At 33.0% G+C, this 17543-nt stretch carries 27 protein-coding genes; 5 read left to right on the forward strand and 22 right to left on the reverse strand.

Going from position 1 to position 17543, the window contains the following annotated elements; translation table 11 throughout:
• Positions 1-2: 2 nt before the first annotated feature.
• The 16 genes from KF896_09380 to KF896_09455 all read right to left on the reverse strand — a co-directional run bounded on the left by KF896_09380 (position 3) and on the right by KF896_09455 (position 8821).
• Positions 3-251 carry a hypothetical protein gene (locus tag KF896_09380; GenBank protein MBX3043916.1) on the reverse strand — a complete coding sequence of 83 codons (249 nt, stop codon included), beginning with the start codon at positions 249-251 and terminating at the stop codon, positions 3-5.
• Positions 251-646, reverse strand: coding sequence for a PIN domain nuclease (locus KF896_09385; GenBank protein ID MBX3043917.1), 396 nt, complete (start codon positions 644-646; stop codon positions 251-253). Before KF896_09385 ends, KF896_09380 begins: the two co-directional genes overlap by 1 nt.
• Complete coding sequence (locus KF896_09390; GenBank protein MBX3043918.1) at positions 633-803, reverse strand: type II toxin-antitoxin system VapB family antitoxin; 171 nt, start codon at positions 801-803, stop codon at positions 633-635. Before KF896_09390 ends, KF896_09385 begins: the two co-directional genes overlap by 14 nt.
• 347 nt (positions 804-1150) lie before the next feature.
• The gene (locus KF896_09395) at positions 1151-1699 is read right to left on the reverse strand and encodes a hypothetical protein (protein MBX3043919.1); all 549 of its coding nucleotides are present in this window, start codon (positions 1697-1699) and stop codon (positions 1151-1153) included.
• 33 nt (positions 1700-1732) lie between these two features.
• Positions 1733-2113 carry a hypothetical protein gene (locus KF896_09400; GenBank protein ID MBX3043920.1) on the reverse strand — a complete coding sequence of 127 codons (381 nt, stop codon included), beginning with the start codon at positions 2111-2113 and terminating at the stop codon, positions 1733-1735.
• Positions 2097-2306, reverse strand: coding sequence for a hypothetical protein (locus KF896_09405; GenBank protein MBX3043921.1), 210 nt, complete (start codon positions 2304-2306; stop codon positions 2097-2099). The genes KF896_09400 and KF896_09405 overlap by 17 nt, the downstream gene beginning before the upstream one ends.
• A 102-nt stretch (positions 2307-2408) precedes the next feature.
• Entirely contained in the window at positions 2409-2564 is a 156-nt protein-coding gene (locus KF896_09410) for a hypothetical protein (GenBank protein MBX3043922.1), read from the reverse strand.
• 41 nt (positions 2565-2605) lie between these two features.
• Positions 2606-2869 carry a hypothetical protein gene (locus KF896_09415; GenBank protein ID MBX3043923.1) on the reverse strand — a complete coding sequence of 88 codons (264 nt, stop codon included), beginning with the start codon at positions 2867-2869 and terminating at the stop codon, positions 2606-2608.
• Positions 2870-3099: 230 nt separating this feature from the next.
• A complete protein-coding gene (locus tag KF896_09420; GenBank protein MBX3043924.1) occupies positions 3100-3321 on the reverse strand; it encodes a hypothetical protein in 222 nt (73 codons plus the stop codon).
• Entirely contained in the window at positions 3318-3671 is a 354-nt protein-coding gene (locus KF896_09425) for a type II toxin-antitoxin system PemK/MazF family toxin (protein ID MBX3043925.1), read from the reverse strand. The genes KF896_09420 and KF896_09425 overlap by 4 nt, the downstream gene beginning before the upstream one ends.
• Position 3672: 1 nt before the next feature.
• Positions 3673-3957 carry a hypothetical protein gene (locus KF896_09430; GenBank protein MBX3043926.1) on the reverse strand — a complete coding sequence of 95 codons (285 nt, stop codon included), beginning with the start codon at positions 3955-3957 and terminating at the stop codon, positions 3673-3675.
• 199 nt (positions 3958-4156) lie between these two features.
• Positions 4157-4405: a hypothetical protein gene (locus KF896_09435; protein MBX3043927.1), complete on the reverse strand. Its 249-nt coding sequence runs from the start codon at positions 4403-4405 to the stop codon at positions 4157-4159.
• Between the two features lie 16 nt (positions 4406-4421).
• Positions 4422-4844 carry a PIN domain-containing protein gene (locus KF896_09440; protein ID MBX3043928.1) on the reverse strand — a complete coding sequence of 141 codons (423 nt, stop codon included), beginning with the start codon at positions 4842-4844 and terminating at the stop codon, positions 4422-4424.
• The gene (locus tag KF896_09445) at positions 4828-5037 is read right to left on the reverse strand and encodes a hypothetical protein (protein MBX3043929.1); all 210 of its coding nucleotides are present in this window, start codon (positions 5035-5037) and stop codon (positions 4828-4830) included. Before KF896_09445 ends, KF896_09440 begins: the two co-directional genes overlap by 17 nt.
• A gap of 159 nt (positions 5038-5196) precedes the next feature.
• Positions 5197-7035, reverse strand: coding sequence for a PD40 domain-containing protein (locus KF896_09450; protein ID MBX3043930.1), 1839 nt, complete (start codon positions 7033-7035; stop codon positions 5197-5199).
• Positions 7036-7099: 64 nt separating this feature from the next.
• Positions 7100-8821, reverse strand: coding sequence for an Ig-like domain-containing protein (locus KF896_09455; GenBank protein ID MBX3043931.1), 1722 nt, complete (start codon positions 8819-8821; stop codon positions 7100-7102).
• Positions 8822-8884: 63 nt separating this feature from the next.
• On the opposite strand from KF896_09455, the gene KF896_09460 reads away from it, so the two are divergent.
• Complete coding sequence (locus tag KF896_09460) at positions 8885-9769, forward strand: YihY/virulence factor BrkB family protein (protein ID MBX3043932.1); 885 nt, start codon at positions 8885-8887, stop codon at positions 9767-9769.
• Between the two features lie 3 nt (positions 9770-9772).
• Here KF896_09460 and KF896_09465 read toward each other — a convergent pair whose 3' ends face one another.
• Positions 9773-10732: a hypothetical protein gene (locus KF896_09465; protein MBX3043933.1), complete on the reverse strand. Its 960-nt coding sequence runs from the start codon at positions 10730-10732 to the stop codon at positions 9773-9775.
• Positions 10733-11003: 271 nt separating this feature from the next.
• Between KF896_09465 and KF896_09470 the strand changes: the two genes are divergently transcribed.
• From KF896_09470 to KF896_09480, 3 genes are all read left to right on the forward strand, one after another.
• Positions 11004-11432, forward strand: coding sequence for a LexA family transcriptional regulator (locus KF896_09470; GenBank protein MBX3043934.1), 429 nt, complete (start codon positions 11004-11006; stop codon positions 11430-11432).
• A 149-nt stretch (positions 11433-11581) separates the two neighbouring features.
• On the forward strand, positions 11582-11995 hold the full coding sequence (locus tag KF896_09475; protein MBX3043935.1) for a hypothetical protein: 414 nt from the start codon (positions 11582-11584) through the stop codon (positions 11993-11995).
• Between the two features lie 95 nt (positions 11996-12090).
• Positions 12091-12411: a hypothetical protein gene (locus KF896_09480; GenBank protein ID MBX3043936.1), complete on the forward strand. Its 321-nt coding sequence runs from the start codon at positions 12091-12093 to the stop codon at positions 12409-12411.
• Between the two features lie 8 nt (positions 12412-12419).
• Here the strand turns inward: KF896_09480 and yidC are convergent, their stop codons facing one another.
• From yidC to rpmH, 4 genes are all read right to left on the reverse strand, one after another.
• Complete coding sequence (gene yidC, locus KF896_09485; GenBank protein ID MBX3043937.1) at positions 12420-14354, reverse strand: membrane protein insertase YidC; 1935 nt, start codon at positions 14352-14354, stop codon at positions 12420-12422.
• Between the two features lie 16 nt (positions 14355-14370).
• The gene (yidD, locus tag KF896_09490) at positions 14371-14601 is read right to left on the reverse strand and encodes a membrane protein insertion efficiency factor YidD (protein MBX3043938.1); all 231 of its coding nucleotides are present in this window, start codon (positions 14599-14601) and stop codon (positions 14371-14373) included.
• Positions 14598-15026 carry a ribonuclease P protein component gene (gene rnpA / locus KF896_09495; GenBank protein ID MBX3043939.1) on the reverse strand — a complete coding sequence of 143 codons (429 nt, stop codon included), beginning with the start codon at positions 15024-15026 and terminating at the stop codon, positions 14598-14600. The genes yidD and rnpA overlap by 4 nt, the downstream gene beginning before the upstream one ends.
• Positions 15027-15127: 101 nt before the next feature.
• The gene (gene rpmH, locus KF896_09500) at positions 15128-15271 is read right to left on the reverse strand and encodes a 50S ribosomal protein L34 (protein ID MBX3043940.1); all 144 of its coding nucleotides are present in this window, start codon (positions 15269-15271) and stop codon (positions 15128-15130) included.
• Positions 15272-15499: 228 nt separating this feature from the next.
• Between rpmH and KF896_09505 the strand changes: the two genes are divergently transcribed.
• Positions 15500-16384: a T9SS type A sorting domain-containing protein gene (locus tag KF896_09505; GenBank protein MBX3043941.1), complete on the forward strand. Its 885-nt coding sequence runs from the start codon at positions 15500-15502 to the stop codon at positions 16382-16384.
• Between the two features lie 71 nt (positions 16385-16455).
• On the opposite strand, the gene KF896_09510 is transcribed toward KF896_09505, so the two are convergent.
• Positions 16456-17535, reverse strand: a complete 1080-nt coding sequence (locus tag KF896_09510) for a hypothetical protein (protein MBX3043942.1) — start codon at positions 17533-17535, stop codon at positions 16456-16458.
• Between the last annotated feature and the right edge of the window lie 8 nt (positions 17536-17543).

The following is a 17543-nucleotide window of genomic DNA, read 5'->3' on the forward strand; positions in this document are numbered from 1 at the left end:
CATTAAGTATCCTGAATTATTTTATTTCCAATTTTCTGATACGGCGACCACCCATAATATTTCTCAAATAGAGGGTCTATCGAATTAAACCGTCCTGTTATCGGGTCATACTTCCTAACTCCATGGTCTCCCAGATTATTCTCTACATCCTTCTCTTTACCGATATAGCCCTGCCTCGTAACTCCCAAAGTATCAAGAGTTTGCTCACCAAAAGCTGCATATTGTTTGAAGTTTTGTATAATTAATGTCATTAATTTGTCAGTAAGCGTAAACCAAGAAAATCTCTGAAAGGCAGAAAGTCTTTGTCGTCTTGAAGTAATGTCAGATTGTTTTCAATACAATAAGTTGCTATGAGACAATCATTTAGTTTACGTATTGTGATACCTCGCTTTCGTAAGAATCTAAAATTTTGAGCTGACTGGATTGCAGTTTCCATGTTCAAAATATTCAAACTTAACATATTTCTAAACAAAAATTCTATTTCATTGAATTCTTTGTCAGAACTTACTCCTTGAAGAACCTCTAAAACAATCAAGTCAGCAACACAGACTAATTCGCTTCTTAATAGATTGAATAATTTATCGGTTGTTTCATTGCTAACCCCTCTAAAAAAGTTTATCCACACAGACGAATCAACCATTATCATTGTTAGACCTAAGAGTTTCTAAATCTCCTTCCCAACTGATATTTCCCCTAAGTTTAGCTATTTTGTTTTGTGCTTGAAATGCTATGAATAATCGAATAGATTCATCTAATACTATTCTCTTATCTTCATATCCTGAAAGAAGCAACGCCTTTCTCATCAACTCATCTGTATATATTTCTGCTGTTTGCATTTTGCACCTATATTCATTTTAACCATTAATGACAATCTTTTTATCAATTTATTTTATTCATACAATACTGATATGGCGTCCACCCATAATACTTCTCCCATAGTGGGTCTGTCGCTAATTGACAATTTACAATTGATAATTGGCAATTACCGATAGTATAGTTCGCTATATTATCCTGCCTATTCATTGTCAATTATACATTATCAATTGTCAATTTTTGAATGCTCTGCCGTGTAACTCCCAAAGTATCGAGAGTAGTTTCACCAAAAGCCGCATATTGTTTGAAGTTCAAGAGTGTTCCACCTGTTTTCATTTTAGTGTCCTGCCCACATTTTATGCCTATCTACAACACTCCATCTTTTTTTAATCCTTTTTAACTTATATAAAACTCCAACTCCTCTTCCTTCAAATATATAAGCACAATAGATAAAGATTATGGATTCTTTCTTTGTATAAATAATTGGAGATAAGGATATAATATCATAACTGCGTGGATACTTTTCATAAAATATTTCCCAACCTTTATCTGCACTGGCATTAGTATCTAGGAAACAAGTGTCAATTTCTACTTGTGAAATCCTATATTTAATAATAGGGCTTTTCAAAATTGTACCAAAGTTTTCGATTTTATCAGACTCAGATAGAATTTTATTTCCTTTTTCAACAATCTTTTTGAACACATCAACTCGATAATCTTTGTGCTTTGATGGGAAATAATAACCTTGTTCATTCAAAATAAGAATACTATCAATTGAGTAAAATTTTACCAAATCATCTAAAACAAAATTATATATGGATATTTCTTTATCAATTGAATTAATTGACAGAAATGAAGACCAAAAGAAAAATATTAAACTTTTCATTTTTTATTTATTTAGAAATTAAAATTGCATTGATTATGATTTAAACACAGTCTGCTTTCTTTTCAGTATCAATTTGTCATTAGATATCTGATAATAATAAAAAGTACCAGAACCATGACCAAAATTCATAACGGAGACGAATATCGCTACTCTATTAGAATCGCTATTATAAAATGGTCTTGATATAGATACTAAATCTAAATCCTTGAATTTTTGCATCGCAATTTTGAGAGAGAGAAAAATATCATCTGATGTAATTCCTGAAAGAATTTCTTGTCTAATTGCACCAATAATTTCAACGGCACCGGTATCAATAAGCCGTCGAAGTTCCATTGACACAATTTGCTCAATTTCACTAAGTTTCTTTTTTCTAAAAACTAGTGACCAAACAGATGTATCAACTAAGACTTGCACTTCGATTCCTCATTGATTTATAATCGTAATCCTCAAAATATTCAATTTTTCCGAAAAAATCCTCAATCTTGTTATCTTTTTGGGCAACTTTTTCTTTCAGAATATTATTAATTACACTATTCAAATCATCAGTGTTATAAAAGTCTAAAAGCTGTTTAGCAAGTCCATCATTTAATGTTAGTTCAATTTGCATAATGTCCTCCAATCAAAAAAAATAATGACATTCTAAATTAAATCTTATTTTAAAACTTCATAAATCGAATTAAACGACCAGCACCCAAAGGGTTGTATTTTCTTACATAACCTGCACTGAGCGAAGTCGAAATGTGGTTACCCAAACCATTGTCAATTTTTCATTATCCATTGTCAATTTTTGAATGCCCTGCCTTGTAACTCCCAAAGTATCAAGAGTAGTCTCACCAAAAGCTGCATATTGTTTGAAGTGTAACACTTTATTTTCTTCTAAAATATAAATTAACTTTTATTAGCTCCTTATTCACTATGATTTAGTTCAATTATCTTACAATCTTTACTTCTAATTGACAGCATCGCTACACCTCCAAATGATAAAACATTAGGTTCGTTGCTAAAGTATGCTGTTCCTTTAATATGCCAAATCGTGTCTGTTCCCCTCTCTAAATTTACTTCATAAGGAAGTTGCCTTAATACATCATCACCAAAATGTGCAATCCATATGGCTTCAGCAATTTTAACTGCTGTATTAGTATCTGGTAAATAATGACCAGGTAAAACCACTTTATTTGAATAATGAGTGGCAGCTACATAATAATTCGTATCTTTTACTTCACAACTGCAAAAAATAATCAATAAAATTAATGGGACTAGTTTTACATTGTTATTCATTTTAAAATATCTCCATATTACCTAGTTTTTTTCAATTTTTGTGTTTCATTATCAACTTCATCGACCTCAGGAATATTCTGCTTCAGATGGAAATGGAAATATGAATAAATATTAATTGAGTTTTATATGTTGGTGAGCCATTTTTTTTTAACCTTTTCAATTGCATCAAGCCAATATTTCCAAAAAGCTGAATCCGCTGGTGTATCTTTCTCAATATATTCTCCACCACTGAGAATATTCGTCAAATCATTGGAACCTGTGGATTTCCAATACTCCAATAGCATATAAAGCATAGCTTCATATCCTTCTTTCTCAGTAATCAATTTATTACTAATAATCTTCATAAAATTTCGATGCAATTTTGTGAAGTAGCAATAATATTTTCCAATTCATTTATCTCGTAACCAATTTTTCTAATTATTCTTTCAGTTGAAACGCATCTTAATTGATAGCAGTTTACTGCACTTTCGTTATCAAGACCATTGATTTTAGATGGTTTTAAATTTACTAACCACCAGATTTGTTCAAAATCGTTTTTCCAACTTGTTATTGGTGCAACAATTTTCAATTCTAAACCAACTGCAAAATCACCATTAATAATAATAGCAGGACGGATTTTTTTTATTTCATCACCAATTGTTGGATTAAAATCTATCAGACAAATATCACCTTGTTTATATTCATTATATTGCATTTTATTCAATACCATCCATAATTTCTTCTACAAAAAGTTCATTTTTGTACTTATTATAAATGGGTATTGAGACTTCCGACATCTGCTTAAGTAATGCAGCTCGTGACTCTTTAGAGAGTTTTCGTATATCGGTTGCAGTCAGCTTTTTTGAATCAAGTGCTTTATCAACTAATTCTTTTATTACTTGAGTAACGGATTTATTCTCAAGTCCGGAAAGCAGTTTAAATTTTTCTCGTTCAAGATTTGTAACTCTTATTGAAATCATTGATGTTTGGTTCGCTATCATTTTAATCACTTGATATTTTAAATACGTACATACTGATATACAGTATTACGAATTTTCAACAAATAAATTTTACTAATAGGTGAAATAGACCCCAACATCTTTACAAAAAATTTAAACATAATTATATTTTTTCATAATTATCAGGATAAATTACTTTAAATCCACCGATAAAAAATACTAAAATTCTTGAAATCTAATGCTAATTTATTTTATTCATACAATACTGATACGGCGTCCACCCAAAATATTTTTCCCACAGCGAATCGAACGCTAATTGACAATTACCGATTGTATAATTCGCTATATTTTCCTGCCTATTCATTGTCAATTTTCCATTATCAATTCTCAATTTGTAAATGCCCTGCCTGGTCACCCCCAAGGTATCGTGAGTTTGCTCACCAAATGCTGCATATTGTTTGAAGTTCAAGAGTGTTCCGTCTGCTTTCATAGTAATATTGATTTACCTAATTTTGCGAAGATTTTACTATATATAATGAAATTGGTAAATAACGTTTGTACAAATCAAAATCTTTATCAAGAGTAAATATTGGGATTTGATAAAAGGTTGAGGTTGCACAAATTAAAAAATCTATATGAGAACCTTGTATTCCATTCTTGCGACAAATATTATAATTTTCAGCAGCTTTTTCATAAATCTCAGTATTCAAATCTAAATCCTTGAATTTTTGCATCGCTATTTTGAGCGAGAGAAAAATATCATTTGATGTAATTCCTAAAAGAATTTCTTGCCGAATTGCACCAATAATTTCAACGGCACCGGTATCAATAAGCTGTCGAAGTTCCATTGACACAATTTGCTCAATTTCACTAAGTTTCTTTTTTCTGAAGACAATTGACCAAACTGATGTATCAACTAAGACTTGCACTCCGATTCCTCATTGATTTATAATCGTAATCCTCAAAATATTCAATTTTTCCGAAAAAATCCTCAATCTTATTATCTTTTTGAGCAACTTTTTCTTCCAGAATATTATTAATTACACTATTCAAATCATCAGTGTTATAAAAGTCTAAAAGCTGTTTAGCAAGTCCATCATTTAATGTTAGTTTTATCTGCATAATGTCCTCCAATCAAAAAGAAGAATGACATTTTAAATTAATTCTTATTTTAAAACTACATAAATCGAATTAAACCGCCCTGCCGGTTAACTCCCAAAGTATCAAGAGTAGTCTCACCAAAAGCCGCATATTGCTTGAAACATGATAGTATAGCATTTATCATAACAATTTATAAACCTTTACTCTAATAATCATTGGTGCAATATTATGACTAAATACTTTATTTTCGTAATAATCTATCTGCTGTACAGTTATAATATTTTTTTTGATTTGCCCTGAAGAAATCAAAAGTTCCTTTACTTTTTCTGCCTGTGATTTCATAGCAGGATTGAAATATTCGATTATGACTTTATTACTCAAAATCATACTTTCAAGGATTAAATTCAGATAATTAGGAGAAAAATAATCACTTTCAAAAAAAATATTGTTTGGCAAAATAAAAATAAATTCTTCAAAATTTCCTGATTTGTCACTTGATAATTCAGGCTCTCTAAATTGTTGTCTGCTAACAAAAAGCACTCTCTCGGCATAGGCAAGAGTTTCGTTGTTGTTGGTAATTTGATAATTTATTATCACAGAATCCGAATTATATACTTCGTTTTCATATTCATCGAGACTGATTATATCTCGGAGTGGCAGCGTATTTGATTCTATTGGAATATTATGTTTACTTTGCCCTGTACGAAAATTAATTCTATGCTGTCCTTCACTGATTTGCTTTCTTGAATCAATGCTAATTTCCAAAACCGGAGGCTTGTAAGAATATGTATTCCGGGATAATTCGAGTATTGGCAAAGGCTCCCCGCTAAGCAGCTTAATCTTAATTAAATCCTTGGCAGATAATGACTTTTGGAACAATATTCTTTCTTGTGAAATACCCCTTGATTCGAAGAATGACGATACGACATTATTATACTCAGATGAATCAATTATCATCTTTTCATCAGGATTATCTCTAAGAAAGCCTGTAATAATTTCCGGATATGCAAAAATTAATGAGTCAATTTCATTTTGACTTGTATTTACAGCCAATTCAAAAGATTGTGCTGCAAAGAAATGAAATGCCGGAAATTTCCTCACTTTACTTTGTTTTTCAGCAATAATATTAGAAACCTGAGTCTTGATACTAATATCCGAAATATGGTTAGTAATATTTTTTACATGCCTTTCAAGTTTACTTGATATATAAAGGTCTAAACCTCCAAATCCACCTGGTCTGTCCGAAGCAAAAATTGCCCTTTCGTCCGGCAGCAAAGTAAAATCAGATTCATTAAATTCAGTATTCAAGTCAGTTACAGGGCGGGGTCTTTCCCACCTGCCACCAATTCTGGTAGTATAATAAATATCAAAGCCTCCCGGACCTTCATATCCGTCTGAGGAAAAATACAATGTATCGGTTGTGTGCAGGTAGGGTGTAATTTCATTACCAGGTGAGTTAAGTTCGTCAAGAGCAACGGGCGCACTCCAAAATCCCGATTCATTCCTGAAAGACATCCAGAGGTCAATATCGTCAATATTACCTGAGCGTGTGGATGAAAATACCATCAAACTTCCATCAGGAGATACAGTTACGTGCGAGCAGAATGAGTCATGTTTGAGACTATCCACGACAAATGCACCTGTCCAGCTGTTCTTTTGGTAAACTGTTTTGTAAATATTCAGATATGACTGCTTGTCTGACTGCCGGTAAGAACTGTAATATGCCTCTCCTGAATTTGGAACACTGATATAAGATTGATTTTTGCCTGATTTATTTATTTCACTTTTCATGATTCTCATATCAGCAAAACCGCTTGCGTCATTTAATCTTGCGGAATAAAAATACGACTTACCCTCTCTGTCGGAATTGAAATATAGTAAATACCTGAATTTATCAAAATGAGGGGCAAAATCATCTGAAGATGAATTTAATATAGTAAGGTTTGATGGCTCGCTCCAGCGAACTGAGCCGTTTTGTGCAATAAGAGATTGACTGAATAATATTAAATTAAGCAACATTATCATAAAGATATTCTTATATGAAATCAAACTAAATATTTTGACAATTTTAACAATAAAGTTTTCAGTGCTCATGTGTGTCTTTCACTTTTAAAATTACATTTTCCAATGTCCATCTTGGCTTTACTTTTATTTCATTTTCAAAAATCACAAATGGTTCAGAAAATTGAAAAGGGTATAAATTTCCATAAGAATATTTGCCGTCTTCATTGACATCGCAAAATACTTCTGCTGTATAATCACCTGTTTCAATATGTTTAAAACTCCACTCGTTATTGTCATTAAGCGCCATAGAATAAATATCTTTGCCGTTGATATGTTTCAATATGATATATTTTGTATAATCGCAAATTTCTTTTTCAAATTCTACTACTCCGCTTACGTTTCCTCTAACTTTTAAATCCAGGGTTTTGAAATGGAATGAAAAAGCTGTATCAATAGTCAAATTATTTGAATATGAAGCGACCTGTTTCATTTCAGCTTCAACCCGAAACCACTTACTGTCAGCGAGAGGTTTTGCAGGAATTAACTTAATGATTCCTCCCGTATGGATAATATTGCAATCTATTTCTGAATTGTTATCTGCCTGAAGTAATTTTAAACTTATAACAGCATCATTAATATTAATACTTTTATCAAATATGAATTCAATTTCAGGAGAAATCTGAATAAATTCGGAGCTGTCTTTTATTGATGTATAAAGGAATTTCACTGAACTTGTATCAATGTCTATTGTCGCTCTGAACTTAGCTGCATTAGTCGAATCTGTAATCATATTTCCGACAGTATCTCTTACAGCAAATTCAGCATCCGGTCTACAAATGACATTCCAAACAAGCCCGGTGTCAAGGTTCTGTTTTGTTATAATTTCAACACGCGATTTATTCTCAAAATGAAGTGCTGCGGATATAATTTCTACTTCTTCTTGCTTATTTTCACTGATAATTTTGAATGATTCTTTTGAAATAAACTCCGGATTAACCGGCTCTGAGAAGGTGATGCGTATATAATTGCCAAAAACAGCTTCTGTCTGATTAATTGTTGGACCAATGTCATCTTTCGGCAGTCCAATTTTTAGAATTGTGGGCTCGGATTTGGAATTTACGACTTTCAAGTCGTGAATTCCTGTAGCGAAGTCATCACCTGAATCGAATAAATCATTTTTGAATTGATCCCGAATAGCAAAGAATCTGTAAGTCGCATCTTTAAGTGCAGGAATTCTGAACTCACCGCTTGTACCAAGCTGCAATTTATAATCCGGTTTAGTAATTGCAGGGTTTAAAGTATCGGGATTAATATTGTCAATATTATATGCGAAAATGTAAGCACCGGCAGGCTTATTATCATATACTTTTCCTGCTATAAAACCTGAGTCTATCTTCGAACCCGCTGAAAATATCAGCGAAAAAGACTTTTCGGGCATATTATTATACAAGTCTTTGTATTCTGTACCAAGAGTTACGGAATAAGTCACAGTTGAATCCAAATCTTCAGGAAGTTCAATTTTAAGAGTTTTACCACTCCAGCTGTACTTAACCGGTACATTCGGTGAAACTGAAATATTCTGAAGCACTCCACCTCTTTCCATATATTTTGAAAATTTCAGCAGTATAGTTCTCTTATTAAAATTAATTGTTTGATTTTCAGGAAAAATCTCCACTATCTCCGGTGGTGTAGTATCAGGTGGTCCGCCACTTGGCGGCTGAACATTCGCGCAACTAATAACAATAAATATTACTAATATGTAGATTATGTGTCGAAAAAGTGATATATTTGAACTTCGCATTATAAATATTTTTCAAATTAAAATTTTAGAAAAACTAAAATAACAAATTTATTCATAAGAATAATGAAATTATTAAAAAACTTCAAGGCTAAAGAAGGCAAATTATATAATACTTATAAAAATTTGCTCGAACTCAATGACAGATTAGACGCTCACCATACCTTTATGTTAGCGTCCGGAATAGCTTTTAATCTGATTATATATATGATTCCGCTTTTTTTGCTTGTGATTTATATTATTAAAGTTGTATTTGACCTTGATGTATTTATAGATACGATAGAAAAACTTCTGATAGACTATCTTCCTCCTACAGTAAATAATGCGGATTTTGTTCATACAATTATTGAAGAGGTTGGATTAATTACCGAGCATGCTGCATTATTTGGTTGGATTGGTGTTATCGGTTTACTATGGATTTCATCTTTTTTAATAAGCTCTATAAGAATAAGTTTAAATACAATATTTCATGCAGAAACAAATCGTTTTTTTTTGATATACTTTCTGAAGGATATATTCCTGACAATTGCTATATCAATTCTGATACTTCTTTATTCTTATGCAATACCACTTGTCAATTTCCTGATTGATTTTGTTGACAGTATGTCACTTCCGATATTGGATGGTGTACTGTCTCATGTGATATTGACAAGTGCTTCAATATTGACATCATTTATTCTGTTTATATTTATATATAAAGTCGTACCCAATACAAAACTTCCCAGAAAGGTAGTTCTGATTGCCACCACTATTAGTGTGGTAGCAATCGAACTTGCTCGTTACATTTTTGCCTGGTACTTGGGTTCATTCAGTAATTACGGCAAATTTTACGGCACTTATGCTGTAATAATTTCAATGTCAATCTGGATTTACTATTCAGCATTAATTATCTTACTCTCAGCCGAAATAAGTAAATTTATCTATGACAAATCATTGACTAAAAGTAAATGACTATCAGATTGTTCTTACAACCTTAATTCTTATATTCGTAATATCACCTACAGCTTCCTTGTAAACCGGCTCGTGAAGTATGCCTTGACCTGAAAATTCAAATAATTGGTCTTTTGTTCCGGCGAATTTATCAATTTTGAAACTTCCGGACATAAAATATACTTTATTTTCTACATATACCATCATTACATTATCGGTAGGTGTTTCAGGATTAATATTAAAATTAACAACTTGCCCTGATGTAGAGTTTACAACTTCAAGTCCACCTGCAAATCCGAAAATTATTCCATCATAATCATCATCATATAATGCTGTTGCAAAGTCAATCCTGTGCATGCCTGAATTAAGTGTATACGTTGCTTGACCATCAATTTTTTCTAAACTATAAGAATAGCTTTCGCCGGCGTAAAGGTCAATATCAGCTGCTGCGTAGTTGAAGCCAAAGATATTATCGTCATCGTCATCATCATCATCATCGTAAAGCTCGTCTTCGAGGCGGATTACAGAGAAACTTGCTGATGTTACTGTTAATTTGTCGTCATTATTGGCTCCATTTACGAATGTGCCTGTAAATGAACCGGTAATTCTTCCGCCAACAGGTCCGTACGCAGTTATTCTAATCGAGCCACTACCATCAACTGAATAATACAGTTTTCCTTCAATCAGCAATGACATATAAGCAGTGGAGCTTAATTGGTACTGTGTTGCTGCTTTTCCGGGTACAGTCATCAGGATATACTGAGTAGCTCCTGAAGTTGCTGTCGGGGCGATTGAAATAATCGTTTTGTTCTCATCAATAATATGATAACCTACTCCAAAGCCAAATGAGTAAGTACCCTTATTGGTAACAACTTCGCCTGTGCCTGCTCCATCACCAATATCAAACGGATTATCATTGCTCTTTTGACATGATGCCAACATTAAAACCAAAGTTGATAAAAGTATTAAAAAAACTTTATTCATAAAAAAATCCTTATAGTTAATCCAAAATTATATTTATGTCAGAATTAATATTCTAATGACAATTGATTTGTTTATTTATTTGAAATTTGATAATATGCAAGCAATATGTCAATAAAAAATGTGTAATTTCAGAAAACAAATTATGAAAGTAATATCTTTTAATAATATGGCAAGTAAATTTCAAATATAATTTTTTTATTATTCTTCAAATAGTTATATTGCAAATTGTTTTGGGGGAAATTCTGTTTATATTTATTTTAGGAACATAAAGATGGAAAGTATTGAAATAATTGGCTTTAAGCCTAATAGTGACTTAAACCTGAAGATGACACTATATGAAATGTCAGTTTCTGCGGGCTATCCGATTCCTGTTGATTCCGGTATTGAGAAAGAAGTGGACCTGAACGAGTTTTTAGTCGAGCATCCGGCAGCTACTTTTTTTGCAAAAGTTAACGGGCTTGATATGCTGAATGCAGGAATTCGTGACGGCGATATATTGGTTGTTGACTCTGCAGTCGAACCAAGCGACGGTAAAATAGTGCTTGCAGAAATGAATAATGGCTTGACTGTGAAAATTTATCGTGAGCATGATGGTGAATATTTCCTTGAATCCGGAAAAAGCCAATTCTTGCCACTATCAATCGGTGAAATACAATTCAATATTATTGGTACAGTTACAAAGATAATTCATTCTTTGTAAGAAACAGAGTTTTCTTATTATTGCTATTATATGATTTTGTCATTCTGAACGAACAAAGGTATCACAACCGCTGTAATTTACTTTAGATATGTCAAAAATTATATTCCAATTATAAGATAAATTCAAAAACAGCATAAAAGAGGAAAATAATGAAAGTTAAGAAGATTGTAGAGCTAAAATCCACATTTAGTTTCGAAGCCCCTATTCTCAAAGCAGAAGGGTTGAATAGCTCGTCTATGAATATTGCTCAGATGTTTGACCTGAATTCTGTTCTCGCACCGAATCCAGACAGCATATATCTTGTAAGAGTTACCGGAGAAAGTATGATAAACGAAGGAATCTTTGATGGTGATATTCTTGTTGTAAATAAAAGTGAGCAGCCCAAAGACGGAAAAGTTGTAATTGCGAGCCTGAATGGTGAAATGGCTGTAAAGACTTACAGGCAAATTGAAGGCAAAACATATTTATTCTCAGCAAATGAGAAATTTCTGCCAATTGAAATTTTGCCCTTTTGGCAGTTTGATATTCAGGGTGTCGTAAAGCATGTTATACATAACGTTTAAATTTATTATGATATTGTATTAAATTTATTGATTTGGGATTGAATATAGTAATCCATATTTTTGATGTATATTTTTGTATCAATGAGAAAATATATATGTCAAAAAATATCAATCCTCTTGTAGGTAAATTTGAAATACAGATCGGAAAAATGCTGAAAAAGTATCATCAATTGCTATCTGATACACTCACAAGCGACAATTCAACAATTGATGAACTAAACAAACTTTCGCAGTCAATATGCAAAAATCTCCCCGAGCTTATTAAACTGAAAGATTACTTTGAAAACACAACAGCACCGAAAGTAAATTCGGTGCCGCCATTTTATTTCAATAATATTATTCAGAATGATGAAATTGCCTCGAACCTGCTGAAAGATTTATTATTCAGATTATCCGAATTGAGCGATGCAAATTAATTTTAAGATTACCTTTTGCCGCCTTTTTTATTTTGCGGCTTATTCTTTTTAATATTATTATCGTAATTTCCACCTGTATTATATTTACCCGGAATGCTTTTACCCTGAGATTCAGCCATTTGTTGTGCTTCCCTCATTTTCTTTTGCAGCCAGCCTTCCTTCTTCGGTGATTGCTTCAAAGTTTCCAAAGTCGGACGGTTTGAAGAGTATTTATTTATATAAAGCTGCTGTCCGATGCTCAAAAGATTGAACATGAAATAGTACAGATTTAAGCCCGAAGGGAAATATGAAAACATCAATGTAAACATAACAGGCATCATATAAATCAGAGTCTTCTGACGTGGGTCAGTAATTGTAAGCTTTTGCTGGAAGAACATCGTAATACCCATCGCAAGTGCAAGACCTGAAATATGTGTTAAGCCAAGAATCGGGAACCCAAAATCAATCAATTTGTCAGGAACCGACAAGTCCTGAATCCACCATATAAATGGTGCTTGTCTTAGGTCAATTGATGCTCGGAGAAGTTGCCATAAGGCAATAAGAATTGGCATTTGAAGCAGCATCGGAAGGCAACCGCCAACAGGATTTATTCCGTATTCGGAATATAATCCCATAATTGCCTGTTGTTGCTTGGCATTATCATCTTTGTATTTTTCACGCAATTTAGTCATTTCAGGAGCAAGAAGCTGCATTTTCTGAGCAGATTTCATCTGCTGAATTGTCAAAGGATAAAGCAGGAATTTCATTATTATCGAAAAGATAATTATTGAAATACCATAATTTGGTACAAACTTATGAATAAATGTTAAAATCGGGAGCATGAAATATTCTGATATCTGGCGGATACCGTATTTCCATCCAAGATTAACCATTGCTTGTATGCCATAAGGCTTTACAATGTCATAATCAAGCGGTCCAATATAAATTGAAAAAGATTTTTTATCTGTTGACTGATTAAATGGCACTCTAAGCGAAATGCTGTAACGCTCAACAACGCCGTTATCTCTTACTGCCTTTTTCCAACCGTATAGGTCTGCTGTACCATCGAAATTTTGCCATGGCTGAGGAATTATTGCTGCACCGAAGTACTTAGTTTTTATACCGATATAATCAATAATCCCTGTTTCTTTACTTTCAACAGGCTCATCTTGATCAGCGTTCAATTCAGCTACAGAACCATTAAGCTGAGCAACTGCATAGCCTTCGGTTGATTCATCAACACTGCTTCCCTCCTGATACTTTACGCCATCACTCCAAACAATATTATATCCGCGATTAGGCGGGATAATATCATCCATTTTCTCCATTATAACGTCTGTATCAAAAGCGTATTTATCACCGTAAAACTTATAAGTTCTGATAATTGATTTACCCGGAGCAACATCGAGACGCATCTCAAAGACAGCAGTATCACTTCCACTTATTTCAATTTTATTGCCAAAATCTGACTTAAAATCAAAATACAGCTCACGACTGTCTATTCTATGTCCTTCAAATGTAGTAAACGTAAGATAGACTTCACCGGCATCATTCCAAATAAGTTGTGAAGGATCTCCGTCCCATTTTTTAAACTTTTTAAGTGTCCATGTTTTAACAGCACCGCCTTTAGAAGAAATCCGGGCTCTCATGACATCATTTTCAATCGTGATAATATTTTCTTCGCCTTCTGCAAAGGGTGCAAACTTGTTGCCGTATAGATTTACATATTTATTCGTATCTTCGGCTGCAATAACATCTGCAGGTTTCAATGGTTCAAGTTTAATTTCGCCATCTACAGAATCGGTACCCGGAATTCTGTCATTTGTTACTGCAGTAGTGTCTGACAGAGACTTACGCTCTTGCGCTTTTTTAGCTTCTTCTTGTGATTCAGATTGTTGCCAAAGCATCCAGCCTACGACAACTACAAAAATCAATGCATAACCAATAAGAGTTCTTTTATCCATTTTAAATTTTCATACCTTAATTTGAACAATGTTTACATTCCGGGACATGGTCTATACCTCCCGGATGGAACGGATGACACTTGGAAATTCTTTTTACTGCAAGCCAACTACCTTTGCCCGCACCAAACCGCTCAATTGATGTCAAAGCATATTCTGAACAAGTAGGATAAAATCTGCAGGAAGGCGGCAAAACAGGCGAAATAAATAATCTGTAAAATTTTATAATATATGTTAATATTAATTTCATTTTTCAGACTCCGCCTCTGAGCTGAAATACAGTTCAGCGGATTTTGTGACACGTTCTAAAGACGGAAGCACATCAGCTAAATTTATTAATGCAGGATGCACCGGTGCTTTTCTCCAGGAAAATACAGCATATTTGAAGGGAGGTTTGTCCAACATTATGTAGCGCTCCGCGAATATCTTTTTAATACTTTCTCTTAATAATCTTTTAACTCTGTTTCTTACTACAGCTTTACGGATAAACTTCTTTCCTGCCGTAACGCCATAGTAAAGCGTTTTGTCGTCGTTACAATTCTTGATGAGTGCATTGTTTTCTTCGGCATCGCTATGAACAAATACAGCCGTTAAATCTTTATCATAAAACTTTTTCCCCGCATTGAATATCAGAGAAAATGAATTAAATCCTTTTATTGGCTTAACTTGAAGCACAGTTTGACCGGTAATTACCTAAAAATATTTGTAAAAAAAAAGGGCAACAATATTATTCTCGTACTTAAGAATATTACGCCGCCCCACAAAATATCAGTAGCCTACTGGTCGCTTACAGTTAGTCTGTGTCTGCCTTTAGCACGACGACGGGCTAATACTTTTCTGCCGTTTTTGGTTGCCATACGAGAGCGAAAACCATGCTTATTGGCACGCTTACGTCTGCTTGGCTGATACGTTCTTTTCATTTTTGCACCTAATTAAATATCTAATAAATTTTAATTTGCATAATTTCAGAACTACAAAGATAACATTTTTTTTAATTCTGAAGAAATTCTTTTGAAAATATATGTTGATTTTCTACAATTTTTCAAAAAAAATATGCTCATTCAATATAAATTCATTAGATTTGTAACATTTTGTTAAATTAAGTGTTTTTGTTATTTAATTCATTAATAACTATAATTGGATTTATTATGTTGAAAAAAATAATGTATATATTTCTTGTATTTTCAATTTCTATAGCAGGTAAATTATCCGCTGATGAAATTCCATTTGAATTTGACGGCAAATCCTACAAAATCGTCAAAACCAAACAAAGCTGGACTGAAGCAGCAGCTTACGCTATTTCGCAGGGCGGGCATCTTGTGCATATCGAAAGTCGTGAAGAGCAGGACGCTGTTTACAATGCCATAGTCCAAAATATTGAAACTACATATACTGTCGTTATGGATGGCGGTGGCGTAGCTTATGTATGGATAGGTGCAACCGATATTGAAGAGGAAGGCGTATGGGTTTGGGATGGTACAAACAGCGGAGCAGGCAAAGTATTCTGGACCGGTCAAGGTACTGCAGGCTCAGGCAATGGAGCAACTGTTGATGACAGCTTTATAAACTGGGGTGGAATCGAGCAGTACGGCTCTCCAAGAGAGCCCGATAACTTCAACAATATGCAGGATGCTGCAGCAATAGCTCTGGAGCCTTGGCCCAAAAATATGGGAATACTTGGCAAAGCAGGCGAATGGAACGATATTTCAACTACAAACCAACTATATTTTGTAATTGAATTTGACAATCCGTCGAGTATAAATTTTGATGAGAAAATTGAGCTTTCAAGCTATTCTCAGCCCAATCCTGTTAAGAATAATCAAACAAAAATTGTTTTTGAAGCTGCCGGAAGCGAAACTGCATATCTGAAAATATACGACCTGAATGGGCAACTTGTTAAGGAAAACAGCATGCAGACAATTGCAGGAACTAATTTTTTCGAAATTCAATTTGATAATATTGCAGCAGGAGTATTATTCTACAATGTAATTCTTAAGGATTACACACACACGGGAAAATTAATTCTTGAATAATAATACTATAATTAATATTAACATTGGGCTGTCTCGATTTCTGATTATTTTGCTTATGAGGCAGCCCCAAGTTAATATTCGACTAATTTAATATACTTTTGTCTGTTTACTTCAAAATCAAATTTATTATGATTTACCATTTGGGATTTTATTAATTTTAGAATTTGAGGATTTTCTTTTAGTGAAATAATCTTTTCATAAAAATTGTCCGAATTGTAGAAAATTGAAGAAATATTTATATCCTCAAAATTTTCAAAATATTCATGATTAAGCATTGGAATCATATATGAAAATGACATTAAGAATGTTCCGCTTGTTTTGGTTGAACTGTAACTTCTGAAATTTCCGGCTCCGGGATGGATCAAAGTAGCAAGAATATCTCCGTTGGACATATAGTTTCTGAAAGTAGAATTATCAACATAGTCATCAAACAGAATAAAATTATTTTCAAGATTGTATTCTGCAATTTTGATTTTTAACTCAGATCCGATTCCTTTGTTGTGCATTGATTTGCCAAGAAGTATAAATTTGATTTCTTTGGGAACTGATTTATTTTTTAATGTTTCAAGTAATAAAAAATAGTCCCTCCTTTCAGCTTCAACCAGTCCCGGAATAATTATCCAAAACTCATTATCGGGTTTAATTCTCTCCGCCAAAAATTTTGGGCGAGCAATTGGGTAGATATATTCGTTTTTTATGTCAAGTTCACTTCCGCTGTTCTTCCAAATATATGGATTAAGAGTAAACATTTTCTTAATCTTAGGAATAATTATCTTTTGAAATGTTTTACTGCTGCTTTTTAGATTTCCTGCATTATGAATTATGCCGGATACTTTTCTCTTCCCAAATGGAAACAGGCAAAAATTTCTTACAGGAGTCCCTTCGATAGTATTTAGTATAATATTTTGAATATCAAATTTGCGAATATATTGCCAGGTTTTTACTATTTGGTAAAATTTTGATAACTGATTTCCACTAAAATTAAGGAAATAGTAATTATCAATATTATCATAAAAATCAAATCTTGACTTTAAAGATTCATTTCCTATGAAATGAGTTGTATAACCGGACATTTTCAGAAATTCAAATTGACTGTAAAGCAATTCATCATGAGAATTGCCAAATTCGCAAATAACTGCAGATTTATTCATAATTTAAT

It is taken from the genome of Ignavibacteriota bacterium, from assembly GCA_019637995.1.
GTDB lineage: Bacteria > Bacteroidota > Ignavibacteria > Kapaibacteriales > UBA2268 > JANJTB01.